Consider the following 22,581-nt stretch of genomic DNA (forward strand, 5'->3'; position numbering starts at 1 on the left):
CTACTAAATTTCCAAAATAACTACGGAAAAGCCAAAACAAGAATTCAAAACCAACTTTCTTATAAACTAGGACAAGCTTTGATTATAAATTCTAAAAGTGTATTAGGTTTTATATCTTTACCTTTCATAATATTAAGTATTGTTATTTCACATAAACAAGAACAAAAGGCTTATAAATTTAAAGTAAAGAAAAATCCAAATTTAGCTTTACCTCCTTTAGAAACTTATCCTGATTATAATGAAACTTTAAAAGAAAAAGAATGTTTTACTTATAAATTAGGAGAAGAATTTATTAAGGCTAGTAAGAATTGGTATGAGGGGGGGGGTATATCAAATTTATCTTCAAAGATGTGCCTAGGTTGAAGAGGGAGTTTGGGAAGAGGTCAAATAAGAAATTTTCTTAAACATTCACAAAAGTAGCAATAGATTTTTTAATGTAAAATTTGCTAAAATAATACCTTAAAAATGAAGAAAGAAAATTTTTATGGATAATTACGAATTTAGCGAACTTTTAAAAACTTTAAAAAACAAAGTCGGCAACATAGCTTCCATCATTAAGCCTGAAAATATCCAAACAAGGCTTAAAGAAATTGAAGAGCTTGAAAATTCTCCTTCTTTTTGGAGTGATGTAAAACAAGCAGGGATCATAGGAAAAGAAAAAACCAAAATTACCAATCTACTTAAAAACTATGAAAATGCTTTTAACGCTCTAAATGACGCAAGCGAACTTTTCGATCTAGCCAATAGCGAAAACGATACAGAAACGCTTGAAGCTTTATTTAATGACGCGCCAAAACTTGAAGATACCATCACAAGTCTTGAAATTTCCATGCTTTTAAGCGGGGAAAATGATGGTAAAAATGCCATTGTTTCTATTCACCCAGGTGCGGGCGGAACGGAAAGTAATGACTGGGCAAGCATACTTTATAGAATGTATTTAAGATTTTGCGAAAGAGAAGGTTTTAAAGTCGAAACTCTAGACTTTCAAGAAGGCGAAGAAGCAGGGCTTAAAGATGTGAGCTTTTTAGTTAAAGGCGAAAATGCTTATGGTTATTTAAAGGCTGAAAATGGTATCCATCGTTTGGTAAGAACTTCTCCTTTTGATAGTGCAGGACGCCGCCATACAAGCTTTTCAAGTGTTATGGTAAGCCCTGAACTTGATGATGATATAGAAATTGAAATCGAAGAAAAAGATATAAGAATAGATTATTACAGAGCAAGTGGTGCAGGCGGACAACATGTTAATAAAACAGAATCAGCTGTGAGAATCACGCATTTTCCAACTGGTATAGTTGTACAATGCCAAAATGACAGAAGTCAGCACAAAAACAAAGCTACCGCTTTTAAAATGCTAAAATCTCGCCTTTATGAACTTGAACTCATGAAACAACAAGATAGTGCTAATGCTGGAGAAAAAAGCGAGATAGGCTGGGGGCATCAAATCCGCTCTTATGTGCTTTTCCCTTATCAGCAAGTTAAAGACAATCGCAGTGGAGAAGCTTTTTCTCAAGTGGATAATATCCTTGATGGGGATATCAAAAAAATGATAGAAGGTGTTTTGATTGCTTTGAAAGCGGAATAACAGGCTTAAAATAAGTAATTTTCATATCAGTATAAAAAAGATAGCGGGAATTTCCCGCTTATTTTATTTTAAACTCCACGCCCTATAGCATTTTCTATTTTACAATTTTCTACTTTATTATCTCCACAAATTAAAGCCCAAAATTCTCTTTTATCGTTTTTATCTTTATTGACATTAATATCATATATTGATAGCCTTTAATGGTGCTATAAAGTTGAAAATCTTTTGATTTTAAATATTTATATCTTTTATCATCAAAATTTTTCAAAGTTTCAGAAAAATAAAATTCCATATTAGCATTATTGTTTTTTGTTTTAATTAATTCAAAACCTTTTTCTACAAAAGGATTTAATTCGTTTTTATTAAATTCCACAAAACGATCATCACCGCCACAACCTATAATCAAAGTCATAGCTCCTAAAGCTAAAACACTTGTTAATTTTTTCCATTTTTTACTCCTATTTTAAAAATTAAATTAATATAATTATACCTAAATTTAAAATTTAAATATCATTTTTTGCAATAAATTCTAAAGTAAAAATCACATAAAATTTAACTCATAATCATTTCACTCAAACAAATTTTTATGCAAAATTTCTTCTAAAACTACAGTGGCATAAGAGCCTTTTTGCAAGAAAAACTCTATACAAAAATGAGCTTTTTCTTCATCATAACGCCATTTTAACTCTTCTAAATATCCCCACATAAAGCGTCTTGAACCTTGCATTTTAGCCTTAAACTCCAAAGCATCTTTAAAAATTTCATTTTCTAAATTTAAGGCCAAACCCTCTCCTGTTTCATAAGTCTTAGCACCGATTAAAAGCCCCATGGCACTTATATCTCTTGCTCTAAAACGTTCAAGCTCAGCGCTTAAATCCTCGCATAAAAAACACTTTCCAAAAGGATAATGCCCTAAAACTTCGCCTTTTAAAAGCTTAAAAAATTGTTCTTGTTTTTTAAGTTCCTTAGCTTCTTCTTTAGAAATTTTATAAATTTGAACTAATTCTTTTTCACTAAAATCATTTGCAAAATGTGATAACTCCACTCTTTTACTCAAATAGCGATTAAAAAGCTCACTTTGAAAAGCTGAAATTAAAAACTCTTTCATTTTGACATTTTTCATCTTTCTACCACGCAAAATTTCAAGCCCTTCTTTGTAATTATCCCCAAATTTTCCAAAACGCTGATAGCCAAAATAATTCGCAAAACCTTGTTTATCCAAATTCATCAAAGCTTGTTCTAGTTTTAAAGCATCGCTTGGTAAAACTTTTTTTAAGCGTATGAAAAAAGAATTTCCTTTTAAATGGCCTATTCTTAGCTTGTTTTCATGGGTAAAAATTTCTAAAATTTTAAGTTTAGGATGAGAAAAATTTGACAAAAAACTCTCAAATTTTTTAGGCATAGAAAGGTATTGAAAGGTTGATCCTTGCTTGTCTTTAAGCCCTGCATAACCAAAATCTCTTATTTTAACCCCGCTTACTTCGCTTAAAATTTTTAAAGCTTCATTTGTGGTTAAATCTTTTTTATTGATATGCAAAATAAGATGCTCACCCTTACCGCTAAATTCATACAAAGGTCTTTCACGCACTACAAAATCATCGCTATTTTTACTAAAATACGCATTAATAGGGCTGTGTTTTAAACTATACAAAGGCTTAAAAATGATGTTCTCTTCCGCTAAATTCATATTTTCCTTTCACTGCTTTTCCAAAGATATTTAATTTCACGCCGTGTTTTTTGGCTATTGTTTCTATATTTTGCCGTTCTTTTTCATCAAAAGCAAATAAAATTTCATATTCTTCTCCACTATAAAGCGTATAATCATCAAGTTTTTTAAACCAAGAAATACCGCATTTATTTAAAGCTAAAAGTCTTGATAAATCTTTGCTTAAACCATCTGAAATATCCATAGCACAAGAAATTAAAGGTGCGATTTCATAAAAAAAACTAGCTCTTAATTTTGGCTTTATAAATACATGGTTTGGTTTTAAAGTACCCCCATTTTGCAAAATTTCAAGCCCTTTTAAACTTTGCCCTAATTTTCCTGTATAAGCAAGTAAATGTCCTTTTTTTAAACCTTTTCTAAAAACAGCTTTATTATTGATCTTTGAAATAATAGTAAGACTAATGTCTATTTTATCATTGCTTATAGTATCGCCGCCTATGATTTTTATATTAAATTTCCTAGCTGTTTTTAAAAAACCTTTTTGCAAGGCTTTGATCTCATTTTCACTTAAATTTTTTGGTAGAGCAAGTCCTAAAAGTACGTATTTTGGCACAGCATTCATCGCAATAGCATCTGAGATATTAACAAGCATTGCTTTTGTAGCGATTTGCTCTAAGCTAAACCACTCTCTTTTAAAATGCACATTTTCAAAAAACAAATCCTTGCTAAAACACCAATCATCGATAATAGCTCCATCATCGCCATTTTTTTCATTTAAAAAAGCTTTGATAATAAAATCTTCTTTGTTCATAATGCGTGATTTTATAAAATTTCCTTTTAAATTCTAGTGAATTTTAGAAAAATTTTATATAATATAGAAATATTTAAGGAAAAACCATGAAAAAATTAGAATTAAGAATTTTTAGATTTGATAAAACCAAGGATTATGAGGCTTATTATAAACCCTATGTTTATGATAATTATGAAAATTTTGCAAGTTTTTATGATTTGCTTTTGCAAGTTCAAGATGATGATATTTATTTTGATTTTGATAAAGATGAAGATACTTACATAGTTGTAAATAAGCAAATCATACCACTTTTTACACCTTTAGAAAAAATAGCAAAAGAATTTGATTTTAATCTTTGTATCGAGCCTTTAAGCACAAAAAGAGCCATTAAAGATCTTATCATCGATAAAAATGATTTTTTAGACAAATACAAACATCTTGAAAAATTTGGCGATGAAGAAGATAAAAAGCTTTATGCAAAATATGATTATTTATATTATGCAAGTGAAATTTTAGACTATCTTCCTGAATATATGGGCGATGGAGTGTTTTATTTAGCTTCAAAAATGATAGAAAAATATCCTGAAAAAAAGATAGAAATTTTAAAAACTCTAGCAGATAAAGAAAAAGGGATTTTTTATCATCTTCAAAGCAAAAATGAAATTTTAGAAACAACGATCAAAAACCTACAAAATGAAATTTTAAATTTAGGGCTTTTTGATAACAATATTTTACACTTTGATTTACCTAAAACTAATGCTTTTGATAATGAGATCAAAGAACTTAAAGAAATTAAGCATAATTTTAAAGATTTCAATGTGGCTTTTTATGGTTTTAATGCTTGTAATACTTTAAAATCCAAACTTAAAGCTAAATTTATTTCCTATGAAAATAGCACAAAAAATAATGGCTTTACTTTGCTGAATTTAAATCCCACACTAAGCTATAAAATGGCTGCAGATATTGTTTTAGATGCTTATGATAGCGGGGCTGATTTTATGGTAGTAAAAGAAGAAAAAGATTTTTATCTTTTTGATACTTGTGCTAAAAAACTTATGCAAACAAGCAAAAGAGATTTTGAAGACTTTTATATTTTAAGTCGTTTTGAGTTTTTAGCCCTTATCCAAGGCATACAAGCCCCATCATTAAAAAATCACACTTTAAAGGTTAGTTTGATATGAAAATCTCTTTAGAATGTAAAGATCTCATCATAGAAAAAACTTTAGAACTTTTTTTAAAAGATCATTTAGTGATGAAAAAAGATTGTGATTTTATTATTAGCGATGAAAAAATTCACACCGCAAAACCCTTATTTATCATCTCTAAAAACTCTCCATTTTTAAGCGTACCATTTAGTAAAGAAGCCTTGTTTGAGTCTTTAAATGAATTTGATAATGCCTTAAAAGCAGCAGCTTTGCAACTTGCACTTGAACAAAAAAGACTGCTTGAAGAAAAAATTGACGCTATTGCCTTAGAATTTAAAAAAGATTATGAAAATAAAATCGATCTTGCCATAAAAGATCTTAAAAACAAACTCGTAAAAGCACTTAATGATGAATGATGAATTTATAAGCGTTAAAGACTTTTTTAATCATAATGAAAAAAGAAAAAAATTTCTTCAAAAACAAGAAATTAGCTCCCCTAAAGAAAAAATAAAAAAAGTCAAAGAAATAAAGCTTTATACAAATATAGAAAGTGGTAAATACAAGGGAAAAAAACTACTTTTACCTAGTCTTACAACAACAAGAAGCACTAAAAGCATAGTAAAAAGTTGTGTTTTTAATGTAATAAGAGAAGATTTAAGAGATAAAATTTTCATTGAAGCCTTTGGTGGAAGTGCTTTGATGGCGGCTGAAGCACTAAGTAATCATGCTTTAAAAGCTTATGCTATAGAACTTGATATAAAAGCTTATAAAATTGCTTTAGAAAATGCTAAAAACATAGATCCAAATTTAGAAGCAATCCATGCAAATACTTTTGAAATTTTACCGCGACTCATAGAAAATTCAAAAAATGAAATCATCTTATATCTTGATCCACCTTTTGATATCAGAGAAGGTTTTAGCGATATTTATGAAAAAATTTATCATTTTTTAGAAAATTTAGATTTAAAGACTTTAAATTTAATCATTTTTGAACACCACTCAACCATAAAAACTCCCGAAAAAATCCAAAATTTTCAAAAAATCAAAGAAAAGAAATTTGGATCAACTAGCTTAAGTTTTTACTCTTTTTAACTCACTTGGAACACTTTTTGCTTGATCTATCATCAACAATAGATTAAAGGAAGAATCCATGAGAGTTGTAACGATATTTTTACTCTTTATGACAAGCATTTTTGCAGTGCAAATCAAGGATGTAGCAAACACTGTAGGTGTAAGAGATAACCAACTTATAGGTTATGGACTTGTTGTAGGGCTTAATGGAAGTGGCGATGGAACAAGCTCTAAATTTACACTACAATCCATCTCAAACCTTTTGCAAGGTATGAATATCAAAGTAGATCCTAATGATATCAAATCAAAAAATACCGCAGCTGTTATGGTTACAGCCAAACTTCCAGCCTTTGCAAAAAGCGGAGATAAACTTGATATTACCGTTTCATCTATGGGTGATGCAAAATCTTTACAAGGTGGAACACTTTTACTGACTGCACTTCGTGGGATTGATGGTGAAATTTATGCCATAGCACAAGGCTCTATCTCAACAGGAGGTTTAACACCTAGACCAGGAGGAGCAGGTTCTCACTCAACTACTGCAACTGTAATGGGTGGAGCTAATGTAGAAAGAGAAATTCCACAAAATTTTAGCCAAAACAATGATCTAACCTTAAGTTTAAAAGTAGCGGACTTTAAAACCGCAAACGATATAGAAAGGGTTTTAAATACTGTCTTTGCCGAAGAAGTGGCTAAAGCCATCGACTCTCGCACAGTAAAACTCAAAAAACCTGAAGATCTTTCAAGTGTTGATTTTATGGCAAAAGTTTTAGAACAAGATATAGCTTATAAACCACAAAGCAAAGTTATTATCGATGAAAGAACAGGAACAGTGATTGCTGGAGTTGATGTAGAGGTAGAACCCGTTTTAATCACTCATAAAGATATCACCATAAAAATAGATCCAAACAATAACGCAGTAGCTAATCAAAATGAAATCGATATGAAAGATGGTGGTTTTGTAGATCCAAGTTCAAATACCTTAAGAATCAACAATGCAAAAAGCACAGTTGCAAATATAGCTAGAATGCTTAACAAACTTGGAGCAACCCCAAATGACATTATCGCTATTATGGAAAATTTAAAGCGTGCAGGTGCAATTAACGCGGACTTGGAGATCATCTAATGAAAGTTGATAATTTTTTAAATACTTATAGTATGAATAGTGCTTTACTTGATCGTGCGGCTAAAGCAAGAAGCTTAGAATCAAGCATCAAAATAAATGACAATGATATAGTTACAAAAACCAAAGAAGATGAAGCCTTGAAAGAACAAACAGATGCCTTTGAAGCATTTTTTTTAAAGCAAGTTTTAGATGTATCTTTAAAAAGTCAAAATTCACTCTTTGGAAAAGATGCCAGCGATGAAATATACTCTTCCATGTATAATGATACCATGAGTAAAGCTTTAAGTGGAGGTATGGGTTTTTCAAAATTATTATACGATTTTTTAAAAGAAAGGGGTTAAGTTTTTTAAATTTGGGTCGATATGGTTTGTAGAGGATTATAACTAAGATCAAGGAGGCAGAAATGATCAATCCTATACAACAAAGTTATGTGGCAAATACCACATTAAATACAAATAGAATAGATAAAGAAACTAAAACAAACGATACTCAAAAAACGGAAAATGATAAAGCGAGTAAAATCGCAGAGCAGATTAAAAACGGTACTTATAAAATCGATACAAAAGCTACGGCTGCTGCGATTGCTGACTCTTTAATCTAAAACTTTCATTCTCTTTTTTTTGAGAGAGAAAAGGAGAAAATATGCTTAAACAAAGACTTGATGAAGTAAATGCTATCTTAGCAAAACTTATTGCTTTAACCGAAGAAGATATAGAAAATATCAAAGTGGCTAAACATGAGAGTGTAACGCCAAGTGTAGAAGAAAAAAACAAACTTATCGCCAAATTTATTACAGCTAAAAAACAACTTGATGTTGCCTTGGTTGAGCTAAATAATAGCTCTACAAAAGGGCTTAGCGAACTCTTAGATGATGAAGATAAACAAAAACTAGATCTACTTAAAAAAAATCTTCAAAACCTTCATAGTAAAAACAAAGAGTATGCTAAATTTGTTCTTATTGTCAAAGATTTTCTTGATGGCTTAGTAAATAAAATGTTTGATATCAATGATGGAACAAATAATGCTTATGGAGATAAAAAGACAAATCCAGAGTCAATTTTCAAGATCAATGTATAAGGATTTATAATGGGTATTTTTGGAACATTATACACAGGTGTTACAGGCTTAAAGGCAAGCGAAGTTCAAATCGCAACAACTGGAAATAATATCTCAAATGCTAATGCAACTTTTTATACACGCCAAAGAGTGGTGCAAACTACAAATGGGTATATTACCACAGGTGGAGTTCAAGTAGGCACAGGAACTGCTATAGAAAGTATAGTACGTTTGCATGATGAGTATTCTTATTATAAATTAAAAGGTGCATCAAACCAACTAGAATACACTAAATATATGGCCTCAACCTTACAAGAAATCGCTCAGCGTTTTCCAGACTTACAAAATACTGGAATTTTGAAAGATTTAGAAAATTATAACAAAGCTTGGAATGATTTTGCATCTAACCCCAATGAAAATGCCACAAAAATAGCCCTTGTAAAAGCTTCTCAAACCTTAACAGAAAGCATTAATAACACTTTTGCAACCTTGGATAAAATCCAAAAAAAAGTAAATGATGATATTAAAAATACGGTTGATGAGATTAATAGAATTGGCGAAGAAATTGCCACCATAAATAAACAAATTTATGGACAAGAAGCCTTACCAACAGAACACGCAAATGAGCTTAGGGATAGAAGAGATGAACTTGAACTCACTCTTTCAAAGCTAGTTAGCGCAGTTGCAAGTAAAAATGAAATCAATCAAGATAATCGTCTTGATACAACCATCACTGATCCAGGACATCAATACAATCTAAGTATAGAAGGTTTTAGTATAGTAGATGGAATAAATTTTCATCCTTTAAAGCTTGATTATGATGATAAAAATAAATCTTATAGCATTTATTATGAAACTCCTGATGAAAAAGTTCGCGATCTTACTGCCAAGATTAGCGGTGGACAGCTTGGTGCTCAACTTGACTTACGCGGTAGAAACTATAGCAAAAGCGAAGGAAAATATGAAGATGGAATTATCCAAGGTTATATGGACTCTTTAGATACTTTTGCTAAGACCATGATCAATGAAACTAACAATCTTTATGCGAGTTCTGCGAAAAGTTCTGTCACTTCTGATTATCTATCTGGGCTTAAGGGAGATATTCCTTTAGTTAATTACGATAGAACCATACAACCAGGAAGTTTTGATATAGTCATTTATGATGATAAAGGCGATAAAAAACTCACCAAAACCATCACCATAGATGTAAATACAACCATGAATGATATCATGCGTCAAATCAATGCTAATACAGATGATAATGACAATAAAAATTCAAACGATGATGTTGATGATCATATCAATGCAAGTTTTAGCTACGATGCAAAAACTGGAGATGGTTTATTTCAAATCAATGCAAAACCAGGTTTTAAGGTAGCCATTGAAGATAAGGGTACAAATTTCGCAGGTGCGTTTAGTATAGGTGGTTTTTTCAGCGGAACTGATGCAAGTGACATGAAAGTAAAAGATTCCATCTTAAATGATCCAAGTACAGTAAGAGCAAGCTTAAATGGGGTTGATAGTGGCAATGACATGGCAAATAAAATCATCCAACTTCAATATGAAAAAGTTAATTTTTATAATGAAGATGGCACCATCGATAATCTTACCATGGAAGAATATTACCGCAAACTTACAGGTAAAATAGCCTCAGATGGTGAAAATAACAATGTCGTAAATTCAAGCAATGAAACTCTTTATAATTCTGTTTATAGCGAATACCAATCTAAAAGTGGTGTAAATACAAATGAAGAATTAGCCGCTCTTATACAATACCAATCAAGTTACGGTGCTGCAGCAAAAATCGTCTCAACCGTAGATCAAATGCTTGATACCTTACTAGGGCTTAAATCTTAAGCTCTAGTAATATCAAGTGAAAAATTTTATCCATCTTAAAGCTAAGCTTGATTTTTTAGCCAATCAAAAAAATACCAATCATTCTCTTTTTGAAACTCCAGATCCTTTGCAAATTGCTAAAATTCACAATGATGAATTTATTGCCTTAATTTGTGCTTTATTTGCCTATGGAAATGCTAAAAATATAGTAAATTTTCTAAAAAAACTTGATTTTTCTTTATTAAACCTTCAAGAAAAACAAATAAAAAAAGAACTTAAAAATTTAAAATACCGCTTCCAAAATGAGAAAGATATACAAGAAATTTTTATCACTCTTTCAAGACTGAAAAATGAAATTTCACTCTACGAACTTTTTTATCAAGCCTATCAAAAAAGAGAAAATACCACAGATGCCATCTTAGCTTTTATGCAAAAAATCAAAACCTTAAATTCATATTCAAGTTATGGGTATGATTTTTTCTTTGGAAAAATTTGGCAAAACAGCCCTACTTCACCTCTTAAACGCTACAATATGTATCTAAGATGGATGGTTAGAAAAGATGAACTTGATCTTGGACTTTTTACCAAAATTCACACCAAAGATCTTTTAATTCCACTTGATACACATACACATAAAATTTCCTTGACTTTAGGACTTCTAAAGCGTAAAATATATGATTATAAAAGTGTTTTAGAACTCACGCAAAATTTAAAAAAATTAGATGCAAATGATCCCATAAAATATGACTTTGCACTCTATCGTTTAGGACAAAGTAAGGAAATTGACAAATTTAAGGAGTGAAAAATGGGCTTTGAGCACTTAGATATGATTTATTATTTCATACTTTTTTTTGTAGCCCTTTTTGCTGGTTTTATAGATTCTATTGTAGGCGGAGGAGGACTTATTACTCTACCAGCACTCATAGCCTGTGGAATTCCTGCGCATTTATCCTTAGCAACAAACAAACTCCAAAGCGTCTTTGGTTCTTTTACGGCTACTTTAACTTATTTTAAATCCACTACTCTACCTCATCTTGTTTGGGGTGTTTTTTTTACAGCTTTAGGAGCAGCTATAGGAAGTTATAGCGTTCTTTTTGTAAAAGATGAGCAATTAAAGCTTATTATCTTAATCTTTTTAACTCTTACTTTCTTATATACAGCCTTACGTCCTAACTTAGGCAAACACGAAAGTGAACCTAAAATAAAAAATATCAAAATTTTTCATTTAATTTGTGGCTTAACTTTAGGATTTTATGATGGATTTTTAGGGCCTGGAACGGGTTCATTTTGGATTTTTGCTTGTGTGATGCTACTAGGTTTTAATATGAGAAAAGCAAGCATTAATACTAAAATTTTAAATTTCACTAGTAATATTATTGCCCTTGCTATATTTTTATGGCAATACGAACTTTTATGGGCTGTAGGCTTGCTTATGGGCGTAGGACAAGTTTTAGGAGCTTATTTAGGCTCAAAACTTGTATTAAAAACTAATGGAAAGTTTATTAAAACTTTATTTTTAATTGTTGTAGGAGCTACTATCATTAAAGTAGCTTGGGATTATTTTTCTTAAAATCTTTTTTAATTTTTAACACTTCAAAATAAAAATTAATATATCCGCCTTTATACCAATTTTTATGTGCTTGTATCAAAGCATTTCCTAGTTTATATGAAAAATAATTTTTATATCTTAAGGCCTCTTCATAATCGCTAAAATTTTCTAAATCCACCCTATTTTTGGCTAATTTTTTATGAGCTTTAGAAATTTTTATAAGCACAAAGGGCATTTTTAAATATCCTTTGAAGCTTTTTGAATTTTCTATCATTGCTATACCTAACTTATAAGAAAGATGATTTTTCACTAAGCATACTGCTCCTAAGGGCTTTGATATAAAATTTTCTTGTTTTGTAAGATTTTCAAATTGTAATTTTGAAAAAGGCGTTTTACTTTCATCTTTATAAAGCTTGCACTCACTTGTATCACTATCTTTAAACAAAGCAAAACGATTTTTATGGGTATTATTGTAAATATAATCATATAAAAATTCTAATTTTTGCGCTGCAGTTTCGAACTTTTCAAGCTCTGCTTCAATCAAACTTGGATCTAGAAATTTATCTTTTTCAAAATTAAAAATAAAATCATTTTTTGACATATTTTGATACTCCCCAACTTGTTTTTTTGTTAAATGAGGTGTATGATCTCTAGTCCAAAAATTATCGCTTTTTATAAACTTTGAAGGATTTCCCGCATAAATGGAATTTGAAAATTTCACTCCACTATTTACACTTCTTGCCCCTAAAATGCATCCACTCGCTGCAAAACTTCCTTTTAAGATAGCAAGTTCTCTCGCACACCAAATATGATCGCCCATATAGATACTTTTACCAACATTTATACGTTCATAACTTTCACTAAAAATCATATGATGATCAGTTGTATCTAGCCAAATTCCCCATGAAAACATACAATCGCTGCCTATAATAATATTTTTACTCTCAAAAACACCCATATGTACGCCGTTAAAAGAAGTATTATTTCCAATATAACAAACACTATCATTAGATATTTTAATATTTCCACTTCCTGCCTTGTCGCCTATAAAAACTAAAGAATTATTTTGGCAAAAAATAATATTAATAGAAGAAGAAGCGCCTGCAAAAAAGACTATGTTGTTGTATCCTTTAAATTCTAGCTTTAAATTTTTTTGTAAAGATAAATCTCCATAAATTATATTGCCTTTTTCATCGACAGTTTTTAACATCGATAAGTCCTATTTTTTAAAATTTTAGTCCTAAATTTACCTTGTTGTCTTTTAAAGCATTTAAAGATAAATTTAATAAAAATTTTGGATTTTAAATGACACAAAGAGATATAGCTGGAAAACTTGATATAAATGTCAAAACCTTACGCAAGTGGAAAAAAGATCGCCCCAAGGTTTATAAACTTTTAATGATAGGTTTACCAAGCAGAAACTTTGCTTCAAAAACTTAAAAATGAATGTAAAGAATTAGAAGATCTCCTAAAATAATTAGATAAAATTTATACCCGAACTAAGCTCCCACATAGGTAAAAATATACCTAAAGCCAAAAACAAAACTAAAAGCGCCACAAATAAAGTCATCATAGGCTCTAAAAAAACCAAAAATCTATCCATTAAATTTTCACTTTTTTGTTGATAATATTTGGCAATTTCTTCACTTAACACTTCAAGTCTTCCACTTTTCATCGCAACGCTAAGCATAGAAAACACCAAAGAATCAAAAATATCAATCTTTTTAAAAGCCTGACTTAACTCAAGACCAGAATCTATAAAACTAAAAAGTTTTTTATACTGAAAAATTAAAAATTTATTTTCAAGCCCTATAATAGCTAAATCAAAAGCTTTAGATATTGAAATTCCATTTTTTAAAAGCAAAGAAAAAACCATAAAAAAATAATAATTTTGATTATAAATAATCAAACGAGAAATCAAAGGTATTTTTAAAAATAAAAAATCGCAAGAAAAAGCAAAAGAATGAAAATTTTTATAAGCTAAAATAAGCATAACAATAAAAATAACAAACAAAAATATGCAAAAAATTCCATAGTCATCTAAAAAATTATAAATTTCTAACATTACATGCGTGATAAAAGGCAAACTCGTGCCTAAATTTTCAAATAAATCTTTAAAATTAGGCACTACAAAAAGCATTAAAAACAAAAATGCTCCGATAATACTTAAAAAAACCAAAGTAGGATATCTAAAAGCCTTTTTTAATTGTTTTTGAGTCTCTAAGCTTTTTTCTCGAAGTTTAGAAATTTGACTAAACACTTCGCTGATTTTTCCTGTCTTTTCAGCCGTTTTAATCAAGGCTAACTCCGCACGATTTAATCCAAAATTAGCATTTTCAAAAGCTTGATTTAGATTTTGAGCTAAAATTAAATTGTCTAATATTTTTTTCATAATCTTGCAAGAATGCATAAGATATAATTCTCTAATCGCTTCTTGAACACTTAATCCAACTTCACACAACAAAGCCAGCTCTTTAAAAAAGAGTATAAAATTTTCATCTTTTAATCTCTGAAAATTAGATTTTTGAATTTCTTTTATATTAATGATTTTCCAATTCTTTGATAAGGCTTTTGCTTGTGCTGTATTTAAATTTTCAGCTTTTATAGTTTTTGTATAATTTTGATTGTTTTTAAGAAATTCTACTTCATAAAATTTCATCTTACAACCCTTAAAAGCTCATCTATACTTGTAAGACCTTCTTTGGCTTTTTTTAAACCTTGTTCAAACATAGTTTGAAAACCATATTTTTTTGCAAGCTCCATTAAAATCGTTTTATCTTGATTTTCCCTAATTGCACAAGCTAAATCTTCATTGATCTCTAAGCACTCAGCGATTAATTCTCTGCCAAAAAATCCACTATGATGACAACGCTCACATCCTTTTGGTTCAAAAAATTCACCTTCAAATTCAATATAATATTTTTTGCTTTTTTGCTTACACCAAGGACAAAGTTTTCTAACCAAACGCTGTGCTATAACAAGACTCAAAGCCGATGCTATCAAGTAACTTTTTGCTTGCATATCCAAAAGCCTATCAATGGTACTAAGAGCATCATTAGTATGTAAGGTGCTTAAAAGCAAATGACCTGTTAAAGAAGCTTTAAGTGCAATATCTAAACTTTCTTCATCGCGAATTTCTCCTATCATGATAATATCAGGATCTTGCCTTAAAATTGCTCTTAAAACACTATTAAACTCGACTCCAACTTTTGAATTGAGCAAAATTTGCTGCACTAAAGGAATTTTATACTCTATAGGATCTTCTGCGGAGATAATCTTTTTTTCAATACTTTTCAACTCATTTAAACACGCGTATAAAGTTGTGCTTTTACCACTACCTGTAGGGCCGGTTAATAAAATCATTCCATTGGGACGATGTAAAATCTTTTTTAAAATTTCTAAATTTTTATTTCCAAGATTTAGTTTATACAAATCCAAAATTTCTTTATCATGTTTTAAAATTCTTATAACAACACTTTCGCCATAAATCAAAGGCAAACATGAAACACGAAAATCATATCTTTCATTTTCAAAATCTAATTCAAAACTTCCATCTTGCGTTTTTCTTGATTCAGCTAAATTCAAACAAGCTAAAAATTTGACATGAAAAACCAAAGCTTCATAAATATCCTTCTCAAAAATAGCAAATTCACGCAAAATTCCATCAACCCTAAATCTAATCAAAGCGTCATCATTCCTTGCTTCTATATGAATATCACTCGCATGAAAAGATAAAATTTCATGTAATAAAAAATCAAAAATTTGACTGATGCAACTTTGATCATCTCTTTTTTGATTTTCTTGCCATTCAAGTCTAAGCTTAATGCTTAATCTTTTAATCTCCTCTTGAATGCGAATTTGATTTAAAATTTTAGCTATCTTTAATTCATCGGCAATTGCAGTGTCGATTTTTTCACAAATCATAAAAGTCTTAACTTGCTCTAAAAGCTCTAAAGAACAAGGTTTGGATCTAATAATCATAAAGCCGTCATTGTTTTTAATAAGCAGAAATTTAAATTTTAAAAGTAAAGAAAAAGGTATACCTTCATCAATAAAATCATTATCTTCATCTAAATCAACAAAATGTAAATTACAAAAATTTGCTAATTTTTTAAAAAAATCCCAAGAAGTGATATTAAATTTAGTGCAAATTTCATCAAGACTTATTTCATTATCAATATAAGCTTGAAAAATTTTATCCATTCTACTTTCCATCTAATTCCATTAAACCATAATAATTTATATAAGCATCTAAAGCACTTTGAGCTTCTTTTTCTTCGCCTAAAGCTCTTTTAGCCTGAGCAAAAATCAGCCAAGAATCTTGTTTTTGCTTGTCAAGTTCATTGGCTTTTAAAGCCCAAAATATTGTCTTTTGATAAGCTTTAATATCAAAATACTTCTTAGCTAGATTTAAAGCCTTTTCATAGCTTGGATTTTGATAAAAAGATTTTTTTAAATCAGAAATATTTAAAATTTTAGAATCAATTTCTATCTTACTAATATGTGTATTTTCCTGCACCGCTTTAACTTCTTCTAGTTCTTTATATAACTTTTCCCTAGAAATCTTATTTTTTTCTTGTAAAATTTGCGCTTGAAGAATCTTTTGCTCTAAATGCTTTTTATGTTCAATAGCTTGCAAATAAATATTTTTTTGCTTATTATATTTTTGCATTAGCACAAAAAAACAAAATGCTATAACTGATATTAAAATAACTAACAATAAATATTTTAAATATTTTTTAAGTAAAAAGTATTTATACCTAAGCTCAAGCTCTTTAATTCTTTCTTGCATATCTTACCTTAATAAGCCATTCTCTAAAGCACTAAGCTTTAAAATATACTCTTGACTTTTATTTTTATCAAAAAAACTATTTATCTCATAAAAACTTTTTAAAGTTTTATCAATATATCTTAAATTTCCTTGAGAAATTTTTTGTAAAAACTTAAGACATTTATTTGAAAAATTCATTCCGAATTTCAATTTAATATAATCATCAAGCTCTAAAAGACTAATATTTTTCAATTCAAAACAAGCACTTAAACGACTTTTAAAATGCTCTTTTTTAAGTATATTTAACTTTTTATGAGAACTTAAAACAAAACTTATAGAATCACTATAAATCCTAATGCTTTCTAGCATTGCATAATCATACATTCCTACTTCATCAAGAATGATTAAACTCTGACCTTGTGAAATCAAAAACTCAATTTTTTCTTTTAAGAAACTCTGATCTTTAAAATTTTCATTAATAAAACCAACATTATATTTTTTTGCCAATCTTTGCAACAATACACTTTTACCGCTACCACTTTTTCCCCATAAAAAAATAAAAGCTTTTTGGCTTTCTAAAATTTGATTGATTTGATGAAAAATTTCTTCTCTAAATGGAATAATTTTACTCATAATGCTTAAATCCTAGATCTTTAAGACTTGGAGCGTTTACACTATCTACTATACTTGGAGTGATAATAAAAACAATTTCGGTTGCTTTAGAATTTAAAACTTCTCCTTTAAACAAAGAACCTAGGATTGGAATTTTTGATAGAAAATTGATAGAATTTTTCTCATTAGATTTATCGTGAGAAATCAATCCACCTAAAATTAAAGTTTGATTATTCTCTACTTGCACAACACTAGAAAGCTTTTTTTGTATGGTATCAGGAGCAATAGTTCTTGGTTCTTTTTGTCGTTTATTATCTTCTGGATACTTAAAATCACTTAAGCTTGGATTAATCCTAAGCATTATTTTTCCATCATCAGAAATTTCAGGCAAGATATTGAGTAAAATGCCTACAAAAATAGAATAATTATTATAACTTTCACTAACAGTAGTCCCATTTTCAGTACCTTTAGAACTTTCTTTAACTTGATAATTTATAGTATCGCCTACAGAAATAATGGCTTGTTGGTTATTTAAAGCCATAAGCTTTGGATTAGAAAGCACGCTAGTTTTTCCATTTTGAGAAAGAAAGTTAATAATAGAATCAAAATTTAAATTCGCCCTTAAACCCAAATTCTTAACAAAACCTTGCCCATTTTGAAACTGAATAAAAGAATTTTCATTATTTACTTGTGAATTTAAACCTATATTAAAATTTTGCCAATTAATCCCACTAGAATGGCTTTCATTTAAACTCACAGCAAGTATACTAACATCGATAATAACTTGTTTTTTAAGACGATTTTCTAGTTTTTGCAAATAATTTTTCACACTTTTTAACTGAGAATTTGTTCCAGTTACTATAATAAGACCTGCATTGGGATTTATAATGGGAGTTTTAGCCTCATAATCTTCATGAGAATTTTTTAATAATACAATAATCTCTTTTTCTATATTTTGCCAAAAATCAAATTTTTCCATACTTTTAATCATATTGTCTTCTGCGTCATCAAAACTACCGCTATATTCACTTTGCCTTGGTTTAGCGTCTACAGACGCTTTAGTTATGCTTTGTCCTTCTCTGATAGAAGTGATATAACTTATCTTAAAAATCTTCGTATTAATGCCTGAAATTCTTAAAATTTTACCATCAAAATCATAGCTAAGATCATGCTCTTTGATAAAAAAATTAAAAATTTCGTCTAAACTCATTTGATGAATATTGACAGAGTTTTGCAACGTTTCTAATTTTTCTTTGGCAATTTTATCTTTAACAATAATACTAAAAGAACAATATTTTGCAAGCTCATCAAGACTTTCTTGTATGCTTAATTTTTCATTAATACTGATATCAAAAAGACGCTTTTGACAATCTAAAGCATAAAGATAATGGCAAAAAAGAATGTTAATTAATATTAATCTTATCATTTTTATTTATTTGGATTGCAATTTCTAAATTATCATATTGGAATTTAATCTCTTTAGTATTTATTTCATGTATTATAGCATCATCAATCATATCACCTTTTTTATACCATCGATCATAAATTTTTACTTTATCAAGCATAATTGCAGTAATTTTAATATGTCTTAATTTTTCAAAAGTAGGATTCACAAATGGGTTTTGAAGAGTATTAAAATTTATGCGATTTTCTTTATCTATAAGTTTAAAATACTCTTCAAAATTATCTTGTGCAAACAAAGTGCTAAAACACAATGTAGCACTAAAAATATATTTTATCAGCTTTCAACCTCATTGCTATAATCAGCCATAGCGATACGCTTAAGCTGTCTATAGCGACGTTGAGCGTCTTTTTTATTGCGTTCAAAAAGCTCAGCAGCGTGTTCAGGATTTGCTTTTTTAAGTGAATTATAACGCACTTCATTCATTAAAAATTGCTCATATAAATCCCAATCAGGCTCTTTTCCTGTTAGAGTTAAAGGATTTTTTCCTTGCTCTTCTAAACGAGGATCAAAGGTATAAAGTGGCCAATAACCACATTTTGTAGCAAGCTCACCTTGCTCTCCTGAGTAACCAAGCCCACCTTTAATACCATGAGCTATACAAGGAGAATAACAAATCACCAAAGATGGTCCATCATAGGCCTCAGCTGCAGTGATAGCTTTGATAAGATGAGTATAATTTGCCGTTGAATTTACTTGTGCTACAAAAATATAACCATAAGTCATAGCAATTTGACCTAGATCTTTTTTCTGTATAGGTTTGCCTGCTGCTGCAAACTGTGCTACAGCTCCTGTTCTAGAAGATTTTGAACTTTGACCGCCTGTATTAGAATAAACTTCTGTATCAAGCACTAAAATATTTACATTTTCTCCACTTGCTAAAACATGATCAAGTCCGCCATAGCCTATATCATAAGCCCAACCATCACCACCAAAAATCCAGTGAGATTTTTTACTTAAATACTGTTTAAGCTCTAGTATATCTTGCACCGCTTTAATATTTTTATTTTGCTCTAAAATAGGGATCATTTTATCTTTAATTTCCACAGACATAACACCATTGTCTTTATTTGCAATCCAATCTTTAAAAAGGGCTGATAAAGCATTTGGAACTTCTTGCATACTTTCATTCATGATATGTTCAATGCGGTGTCTTGTGTTTTCAGTTGCAATTTTCATACCCAAACCAAACTCAGCATTGTCTTCAAAAAGTGAATTTCCCCAAGCAGGACCATGTCCATTTTTCACACTTTTTCTATAAGGAGTTGATGGAGCTGAACCCCCATAAATAGAACTACATCCTGTCGCATTAGCCACAATCATTCTTTCACCGAACAATCTTGTAATTAAAGTAATATAAGGAGTTTCCCCACATCCAGGACATGCCCCATGGAATTCAAATAAAGGTTGGGCAAATTGTGCTCCTTTTGTGGTTTCTTTATTTAAAATATCATCTTTATAAGTGATTTCTTTAAATAAATAATCCGCATTCTCTTGCTCACCAAAATCCATCTCTTCTTGAAGTGGTACCATAACCAAAGATTTTTCTTTAGTAGGACACTCATGAACACAAAGCTCACAGCCTGTACAATCAAGTGGAGAAACTTGAATTTTAAAGCTTAATTTTTCTCCTTTAGTTCCTTTAGCTTCTAAAGCATGATCTTTTACACCACGAGGTGCATTTGCCATTTCTTTATCATTGATCAAAAATGGCCTGATAACAGCATGTGGACAAACTGAAGCACATTGATTACATTGGATGCAATTTGCCTCTATCCATCTTGGCACCATAACCCCGACACCACGTTTTTCGTATTCGGTTGTGCCGTGTTCAAAACTTCCATCTTCATAACCTAAAAAGGCTGAAACAGGTAAATCATCGCCCTTAGCTGCGTTCATAGGTTTTACGATTTTTTCAACAAATTCAGTACCTTTATAGGCATTGGTTTGTTCTTTTTCTTTAAGTTCTAAATTTTTCCAATTTGGATCCACTTCAACTTTTACAAGTCCATCAGCACCCACATCAATAGCCTTGTAATTCATTTCTACAATAGCATCGCCTTTTTTACTATAAGATTTATACGCAAGCTCTTTCATGTATTTTTGTGCGTCTTCATAAGGAATGATTTTTGCAAGTTTGAAAAAAGCTGATTGCATAATGGTATTTGTACGATTTCCCAAACCTATATCACGAGCTAGTTTGGTTGCATTGATGATATAAAAATTTACTTCTTTTTCAGCTAAAGTTTTCTTTACTGCATCTGGAAGTTGTCTTATGGTTTCTTCAGCATTCCAAATACTATTTAAAAGGAAAGTTCCGCCTTTACGAATTCCTGCTAAAACATCATAAATTTCCAAATAAGCCGCTACTGAACAAGCGATAAAATGCGGAGTTGAAACAAGATAAGTTGAACGAATAGGTTTTTTAGAAAATCTTAAATGGCTTCTTGTATAACCCCCTGATTTTTTAGAATCATAAGCAAAATAAGCTTGAGCGTAAAAATCCGTTTTATCTCCGATAATTTTAATCGAGTTTTTATTTGCACCCACAGTTCCATCAGCACCAAGTCCGTAAAATAAACATTCGATCGTACTTTCATCTCCAAGTGAAATTTTCTCTCCAGTACTCAGTGAAGTATGAGTTACATCATCAACTATACCTACAGTAAAGCCATCTTTTGGATTATCAAGTTTAAGATTTTCAAATACTGCTATCATTTGAGCAGGATCAACATCCTTTGAAGAAAGTCCGTATCTTCCACCCACTATAACAGGAGCATTTTCTCTTCCATAGAAAGCTGATTTTACATCAAGATAAAGTGGCTCCCCAAGACTTCCTGGTTCTTTGGTTCTATCTAAAACTGCGATTTTTTTCACTGATTTTGGCATAACATCAAAGAAATATTTTAAACTAAATGGGCGATAAAGATAAACTTTTAAAATCCCTACTTTTTCACCCTTAGCATTAAGATAGTCCACTACCTCTTCAAGTGCTTGAGTTACAGAACCCATAGCAACAATCACACGCTCTGGCTCTTTGTGACCATAATAAGTAAATGGTTTGTATTCTCTACCTGTAATTTTTGAAATTTCTTGCATATATTCATTAACAACATCAGGCAAAGCATCATAAAAACGATTGCTTACTTCTCTAGTTTGAAAATAAATATCATCATTTTGTGCCGTTCCGCGTGTTTTTGGATTTTCTGGATTTAAAGCATTATTTCTAAATTCAAGCAAAGCTTCTCTATCTAATAATCTATCAAAATGCGCATAATCCATCACTTCAACTTTTTGAATTTCATGGCTTGTTCTAAAACCATCAAAAAAATGTAAAAATGGCACTCTTCCCTTAATCGCAGCTAAATGTGCTACACCAGCTAAGTCCATGGTTTCTTGCACAGAATGCGAACAAAGCATAGCAAAACCAATTTGTCTTGCCGCATAAATATCTTGATGATCACCAAAGATAGATAAAGCTTGAGCAGCCAAAGAACGCGCTGCTACGTGGATTACACAGGGGAGTAATTGACCTGCTATTTTATACATATTTGGAATTTTAAGGAGTAATCCTTGAGAAGCTGTATAAGTTGTAGTCAAAGCCCCAGCCTGTAAAGATCCATGCACACTACCTGCAGCTCCTGCTTCACTTTGCATTTCTACGATTTTTACAGGAACTCCAAAAAGATTTTTTTTGCCTGCAGCTGCCCACATATCGGTGTAATCAGCCATAGGAGAACTAGGTGTAATAGGATAAATTCCAGCAACTTCAGTAAAAGCATACGCAGCGTATGCAGCAGCCTCATTTCCGTCCATAGTTTTCATAATTTTACCCATTGAGACCTTCCTTTATATTGATAATTTTTATAATTTTTTAGCTATCAATTTACTATAAATTCTCTTAAAAGGCGTTTA

General features: G+C 30.3%; 24 protein-coding genes. 13 read left to right on the forward strand and 11 right to left on the reverse strand.

Features of this window, described 5'->3' with window-relative positions:
- Window positions 1-78 precede the first annotated feature (78 nt).
- Both ELQ07_RS05155 and prfB read left to right on the forward strand, forming a co-directional pair.
- Entirely contained in the window at window positions 79-363 is a 285-nt protein-coding gene (locus ELQ07_RS05155; RefSeq protein WP_243833563.1) for a hypothetical protein, read from the forward strand.
- 121 nt (window positions 364-484) lie between these two features.
- Window positions 485-1,582 (forward strand): peptide chain release factor 2, encoded by a 1,098-nt coding sequence (prfB, locus tag ELQ07_RS05160; protein WP_002867022.1) that lies wholly within the window; start codon window positions 485-487, stop codon window positions 1,580-1,582.
- Between the two features lie 130 nt (window positions 1,583-1,712).
- Here the strand turns inward: prfB and ELQ07_RS05165 are convergent, their stop codons facing one another.
- The 3 genes from ELQ07_RS05165 to ELQ07_RS05175 form a co-directional block, all read right to left on the reverse strand.
- Complete coding sequence (locus tag ELQ07_RS05165) at window positions 1,713-1,994, reverse strand: hypothetical protein (RefSeq protein ID WP_079862131.1); 282 nt, start codon at window positions 1,992-1,994, stop codon at window positions 1,713-1,715.
- Between the two features lie 156 nt (window positions 1,995-2,150).
- The gene (truD, locus tag ELQ07_RS05170) at window positions 2,151-3,269 is read right to left on the reverse strand and encodes a tRNA pseudouridine(13) synthase TruD (protein WP_134224841.1); all 1,119 of its coding nucleotides are present in this window, start codon (window positions 3,267-3,269) and stop codon (window positions 2,151-2,153) included.
- Window positions 3,238-4,059, reverse strand: a complete 822-nt coding sequence (locus ELQ07_RS05175) for a thiamine-phosphate kinase (protein ID WP_070316807.1) — start codon at window positions 4,057-4,059, stop codon at window positions 3,238-3,240. Before ELQ07_RS05175 ends, truD begins: the two co-directional genes overlap by 32 nt.
- Window positions 4,060-4,145: 86 nt before the next feature.
- Here ELQ07_RS05175 and ELQ07_RS05180 point away from each other — a divergent pair, with 86 nt between their 5' ends.
- The 10 genes from ELQ07_RS05180 to ELQ07_RS05225 all read left to right on the forward strand — a co-directional run bounded on the left by ELQ07_RS05180 (window position 4,146) and on the right by ELQ07_RS05225 (window position 11,842).
- Window positions 4,146-5,219, forward strand: coding sequence for a DUF5644 domain-containing protein (locus ELQ07_RS05180; RefSeq protein WP_070316806.1), 1,074 nt, complete (start codon window positions 4,146-4,148; stop codon window positions 5,217-5,219).
- On the forward strand, window positions 5,216-5,599 hold the full coding sequence (locus tag ELQ07_RS05185) for a hypothetical protein (protein ID WP_002870895.1): 384 nt from the start codon (window positions 5,216-5,218) through the stop codon (window positions 5,597-5,599). Before ELQ07_RS05180 ends, ELQ07_RS05185 begins: the two co-directional genes overlap by 4 nt.
- Entirely contained in the window at window positions 5,592-6,275 is a 684-nt protein-coding gene (gene rsmD / locus ELQ07_RS05190; protein ID WP_070316805.1) for a 16S rRNA (guanine(966)-N(2))-methyltransferase RsmD, read from the forward strand. The genes ELQ07_RS05185 and rsmD overlap by 8 nt, the downstream gene beginning before the upstream one ends.
- Window positions 6,276-6,333: 58 nt before the next feature.
- Window positions 6,334-7,380, forward strand: coding sequence for a flagellar basal body P-ring protein FlgI (locus tag ELQ07_RS05195; protein WP_070316804.1), 1,047 nt, complete (start codon window positions 6,334-6,336; stop codon window positions 7,378-7,380).
- Window positions 7,380-7,721: a hypothetical protein gene (locus ELQ07_RS05200; protein WP_002869194.1), complete on the forward strand. Its 342-nt coding sequence runs from the start codon at window positions 7,380-7,382 to the stop codon at window positions 7,719-7,721. Before ELQ07_RS05195 ends, ELQ07_RS05200 begins: the two co-directional genes overlap by 1 nt.
- 62 nt (window positions 7,722-7,783) lie before the next feature.
- The gene (flgM, locus tag ELQ07_RS05205; protein WP_002792053.1) at window positions 7,784-7,981 is read left to right on the forward strand and encodes a flagellar biosynthesis anti-sigma factor FlgM; all 198 of its coding nucleotides are present in this window, start codon (window positions 7,784-7,786) and stop codon (window positions 7,979-7,981) included.
- Between the two features lie 41 nt (window positions 7,982-8,022).
- Complete coding sequence (locus ELQ07_RS05210; protein ID WP_070300822.1) at window positions 8,023-8,457, forward strand: flagellar protein FlgN; 435 nt, start codon at window positions 8,023-8,025, stop codon at window positions 8,455-8,457.
- Between the two features lie 9 nt (window positions 8,458-8,466).
- Window positions 8,467-10,293 carry a flagellar hook-associated protein FlgK gene (gene flgK / locus ELQ07_RS05215; protein WP_088303592.1) on the forward strand — a complete coding sequence of 609 codons (1,827 nt, stop codon included), beginning with the start codon at window positions 8,467-8,469 and terminating at the stop codon, window positions 10,291-10,293.
- 16 nt (window positions 10,294-10,309) lie between these two features.
- The gene (locus ELQ07_RS05220) at window positions 10,310-11,074 is read left to right on the forward strand and encodes a TIGR02757 family protein (protein WP_134224842.1); all 765 of its coding nucleotides are present in this window, start codon (window positions 10,310-10,312) and stop codon (window positions 11,072-11,074) included.
- Between the two features lie 3 nt (window positions 11,075-11,077).
- A complete protein-coding gene (locus ELQ07_RS05225; RefSeq protein WP_070300830.1) occupies window positions 11,078-11,842 on the forward strand; it encodes a TSUP family transporter in 765 nt (254 codons plus the stop codon).
- Here ELQ07_RS05225 and ELQ07_RS05230 read toward each other — a convergent pair.
- A complete protein-coding gene (locus ELQ07_RS05230; protein ID WP_134224843.1) occupies window positions 11,814-13,031 on the reverse strand; it encodes a hypothetical protein in 1,218 nt (405 codons plus the stop codon). The two genes, ELQ07_RS05225 and ELQ07_RS05230, sit on opposite strands and share 29 nt — an antisense overlap.
- Window positions 13,032-13,126: 95 nt before the next feature.
- On the opposite strand from ELQ07_RS05230, the gene ELQ07_RS08410 reads away from it, so the two are divergent.
- The gene (locus ELQ07_RS08410) at window positions 13,127-13,261 is read left to right on the forward strand and encodes a hypothetical protein (protein ID WP_257841183.1); all 135 of its coding nucleotides are present in this window, start codon (window positions 13,127-13,129) and stop codon (window positions 13,259-13,261) included.
- Window positions 13,262-13,298: 37 nt separating this feature from the next.
- Here the strand turns inward: ELQ07_RS08410 and ELQ07_RS05235 are convergent, their stop codons facing one another.
- Genes ELQ07_RS05235 through nifJ form a run of 7 tightly spaced genes read right to left on the reverse strand, consistent with a single transcriptional unit; the run spans window position 13,299 to window position 22,503 of the window.
- Complete coding sequence (locus tag ELQ07_RS05235; RefSeq protein ID WP_070316801.1) at window positions 13,299-14,480, reverse strand: type II secretion system F family protein; 1,182 nt, start codon at window positions 14,478-14,480, stop codon at window positions 13,299-13,301.
- Window positions 14,477-16,036, reverse strand: a complete 1,560-nt coding sequence (locus ELQ07_RS05240) for a GspE/PulE family protein (protein WP_070316800.1) — start codon at window positions 16,034-16,036, stop codon at window positions 14,477-14,479. The genes ELQ07_RS05235 and ELQ07_RS05240 overlap by 4 nt, the downstream gene beginning before the upstream one ends.
- Window positions 16,026-16,613 carry a hypothetical protein gene (locus tag ELQ07_RS05245; protein WP_002936491.1) on the reverse strand — a complete coding sequence of 196 codons (588 nt, stop codon included), beginning with the start codon at window positions 16,611-16,613 and terminating at the stop codon, window positions 16,026-16,028. The genes ELQ07_RS05240 and ELQ07_RS05245 overlap by 11 nt, the downstream gene beginning before the upstream one ends.
- Before the next feature lie 3 nt (window positions 16,614-16,616).
- Window positions 16,617-17,225: an ATP-binding protein gene (locus tag ELQ07_RS05250; protein ID WP_070316799.1), complete on the reverse strand. Its 609-nt coding sequence runs from the start codon at window positions 17,223-17,225 to the stop codon at window positions 16,617-16,619.
- Window positions 17,218-18,630, reverse strand: a complete 1,413-nt coding sequence (gene mshL / locus ELQ07_RS05255; protein WP_002862130.1) for a pilus (MSHA type) biogenesis protein MshL — start codon at window positions 18,628-18,630, stop codon at window positions 17,218-17,220. The genes ELQ07_RS05250 and mshL overlap by 8 nt, the downstream gene beginning before the upstream one ends.
- Window positions 18,608-18,919, reverse strand: a complete 312-nt coding sequence (locus ELQ07_RS05260) for a hypothetical protein (RefSeq protein ID WP_002862131.1) — start codon at window positions 18,917-18,919, stop codon at window positions 18,608-18,610. Before ELQ07_RS05260 ends, mshL begins: the two co-directional genes overlap by 23 nt.
- Before the next feature lie 23 nt (window positions 18,920-18,942).
- Window positions 18,943-22,503, reverse strand: coding sequence for a pyruvate:ferredoxin (flavodoxin) oxidoreductase (gene nifJ / locus ELQ07_RS05265; protein ID WP_134224844.1), 3,561 nt, complete (start codon window positions 22,501-22,503; stop codon window positions 18,943-18,945).
- Window positions 22,504-22,581 lie beyond the last annotated feature (78 nt).

It is taken from the genome of Campylobacter sp. US55 (assembly GCF_004378955.1).
Lineage (GTDB): Bacteria > Campylobacterota > Campylobacteria > Campylobacterales > Campylobacteraceae > Campylobacter_D > Campylobacter_D jejuni.

Bases quoted from the DNA above. Each gene is read 5' to 3' on its own strand.
- ELQ07_RS05195 (WP_070316804.1), top strand. From the start codon at position 6,334: ATGAGAGTTGTAACGATATTTTTACTCTTTATGACAAGCATTTTTGCA.
- ELQ07_RS05210 (WP_070300822.1), top strand. From the start codon at position 8,023: ATGCTTAAACAAAGACTTGATGAAGTAAATGCTATCTTAGCAAAACTT.
- ELQ07_RS05165 (WP_079862131.1), bottom strand. From the start codon at position 1,994: ATGACTTTGATTATAGGTTGTGGCGGTGATGATCGTTTTGTGGAATTT.
- ELQ07_RS05200 (WP_002869194.1), top strand. From the start codon at position 7,380: ATGAAAGTTGATAATTTTTTAAATACTTATAGTATGAATAGTGCTTTA.
- ELQ07_RS05250 (WP_070316799.1), bottom strand. From the start codon at position 17,225: ATGAGTAAAATTATTCCATTTAGAGAAGAAATTTTTCATCAAATCAAT.
- ELQ07_RS05230 (WP_134224843.1), bottom strand. From the start codon at position 13,031: ATGTTAAAAACTGTCGATGAAAAAGGCAATATAATTTATGGAGATTTA.
- ELQ07_RS05225 (WP_070300830.1), top strand. From the start codon at position 11,078: ATGGGCTTTGAGCACTTAGATATGATTTATTATTTCATACTTTTTTTT.
- flgM (WP_002792053.1), top strand. From the start codon at position 7,784: ATGATCAATCCTATACAACAAAGTTATGTGGCAAATACCACATTAAAT.
- ELQ07_RS05245 (WP_002936491.1), bottom strand. From the start codon at position 16,613: ATGCAAGAAAGAATTAAAGAGCTTGAGCTTAGGTATAAATACTTTTTA.
- flgK (WP_088303592.1), top strand. From the start codon at position 8,467: ATGGGTATTTTTGGAACATTATACACAGGTGTTACAGGCTTAAAGGCA.
- ELQ07_RS05240 (WP_070316800.1), bottom strand. From the start codon at position 16,036: ATGGAAAGTAGAATGGATAAAATTTTTCAAGCTTATATTGATAATGAA.
- truD (WP_134224841.1), bottom strand. From the start codon at position 3,269: ATGAATTTAGCGGAAGAGAACATCATTTTTAAGCCTTTGTATAGTTTA.
- mshL (WP_002862130.1), bottom strand. From the start codon at position 18,630: ATGATAAGATTAATATTAATTAACATTCTTTTTTGCCATTATCTTTAT.
- nifJ (WP_134224844.1), bottom strand. From the start codon at position 22,503: ATGGGTAAAATTATGAAAACTATGGACGGAAATGAGGCTGCTGCATAC.
- ELQ07_RS05175 (WP_070316807.1), bottom strand. From the start codon at position 4,059: ATGAACAAAGAAGATTTTATTATCAAAGCTTTTTTAAATGAAAAAAAT.
- ELQ07_RS05185 (WP_002870895.1), top strand. From the start codon at position 5,216: ATGAAAATCTCTTTAGAATGTAAAGATCTCATCATAGAAAAAACTTTA.
- ELQ07_RS05180 (WP_070316806.1), top strand. From the start codon at position 4,146: ATGAAAAAATTAGAATTAAGAATTTTTAGATTTGATAAAACCAAGGAT.
- ELQ07_RS05235 (WP_070316801.1), bottom strand. From the start codon at position 14,480: ATGAAATTTTATGAAGTAGAATTTCTTAAAAACAATCAAAATTATACA.
- prfB (WP_002867022.1), top strand. From the start codon at position 485: ATGGATAATTACGAATTTAGCGAACTTTTAAAAACTTTAAAAAACAAA.
- rsmD (WP_070316805.1), top strand. From the start codon at position 5,592: ATGAATGATGAATTTATAAGCGTTAAAGACTTTTTTAATCATAATGAA.
- ELQ07_RS08410 (WP_257841183.1), top strand. From the start codon at position 13,127: ATGACACAAAGAGATATAGCTGGAAAACTTGATATAAATGTCAAAACC.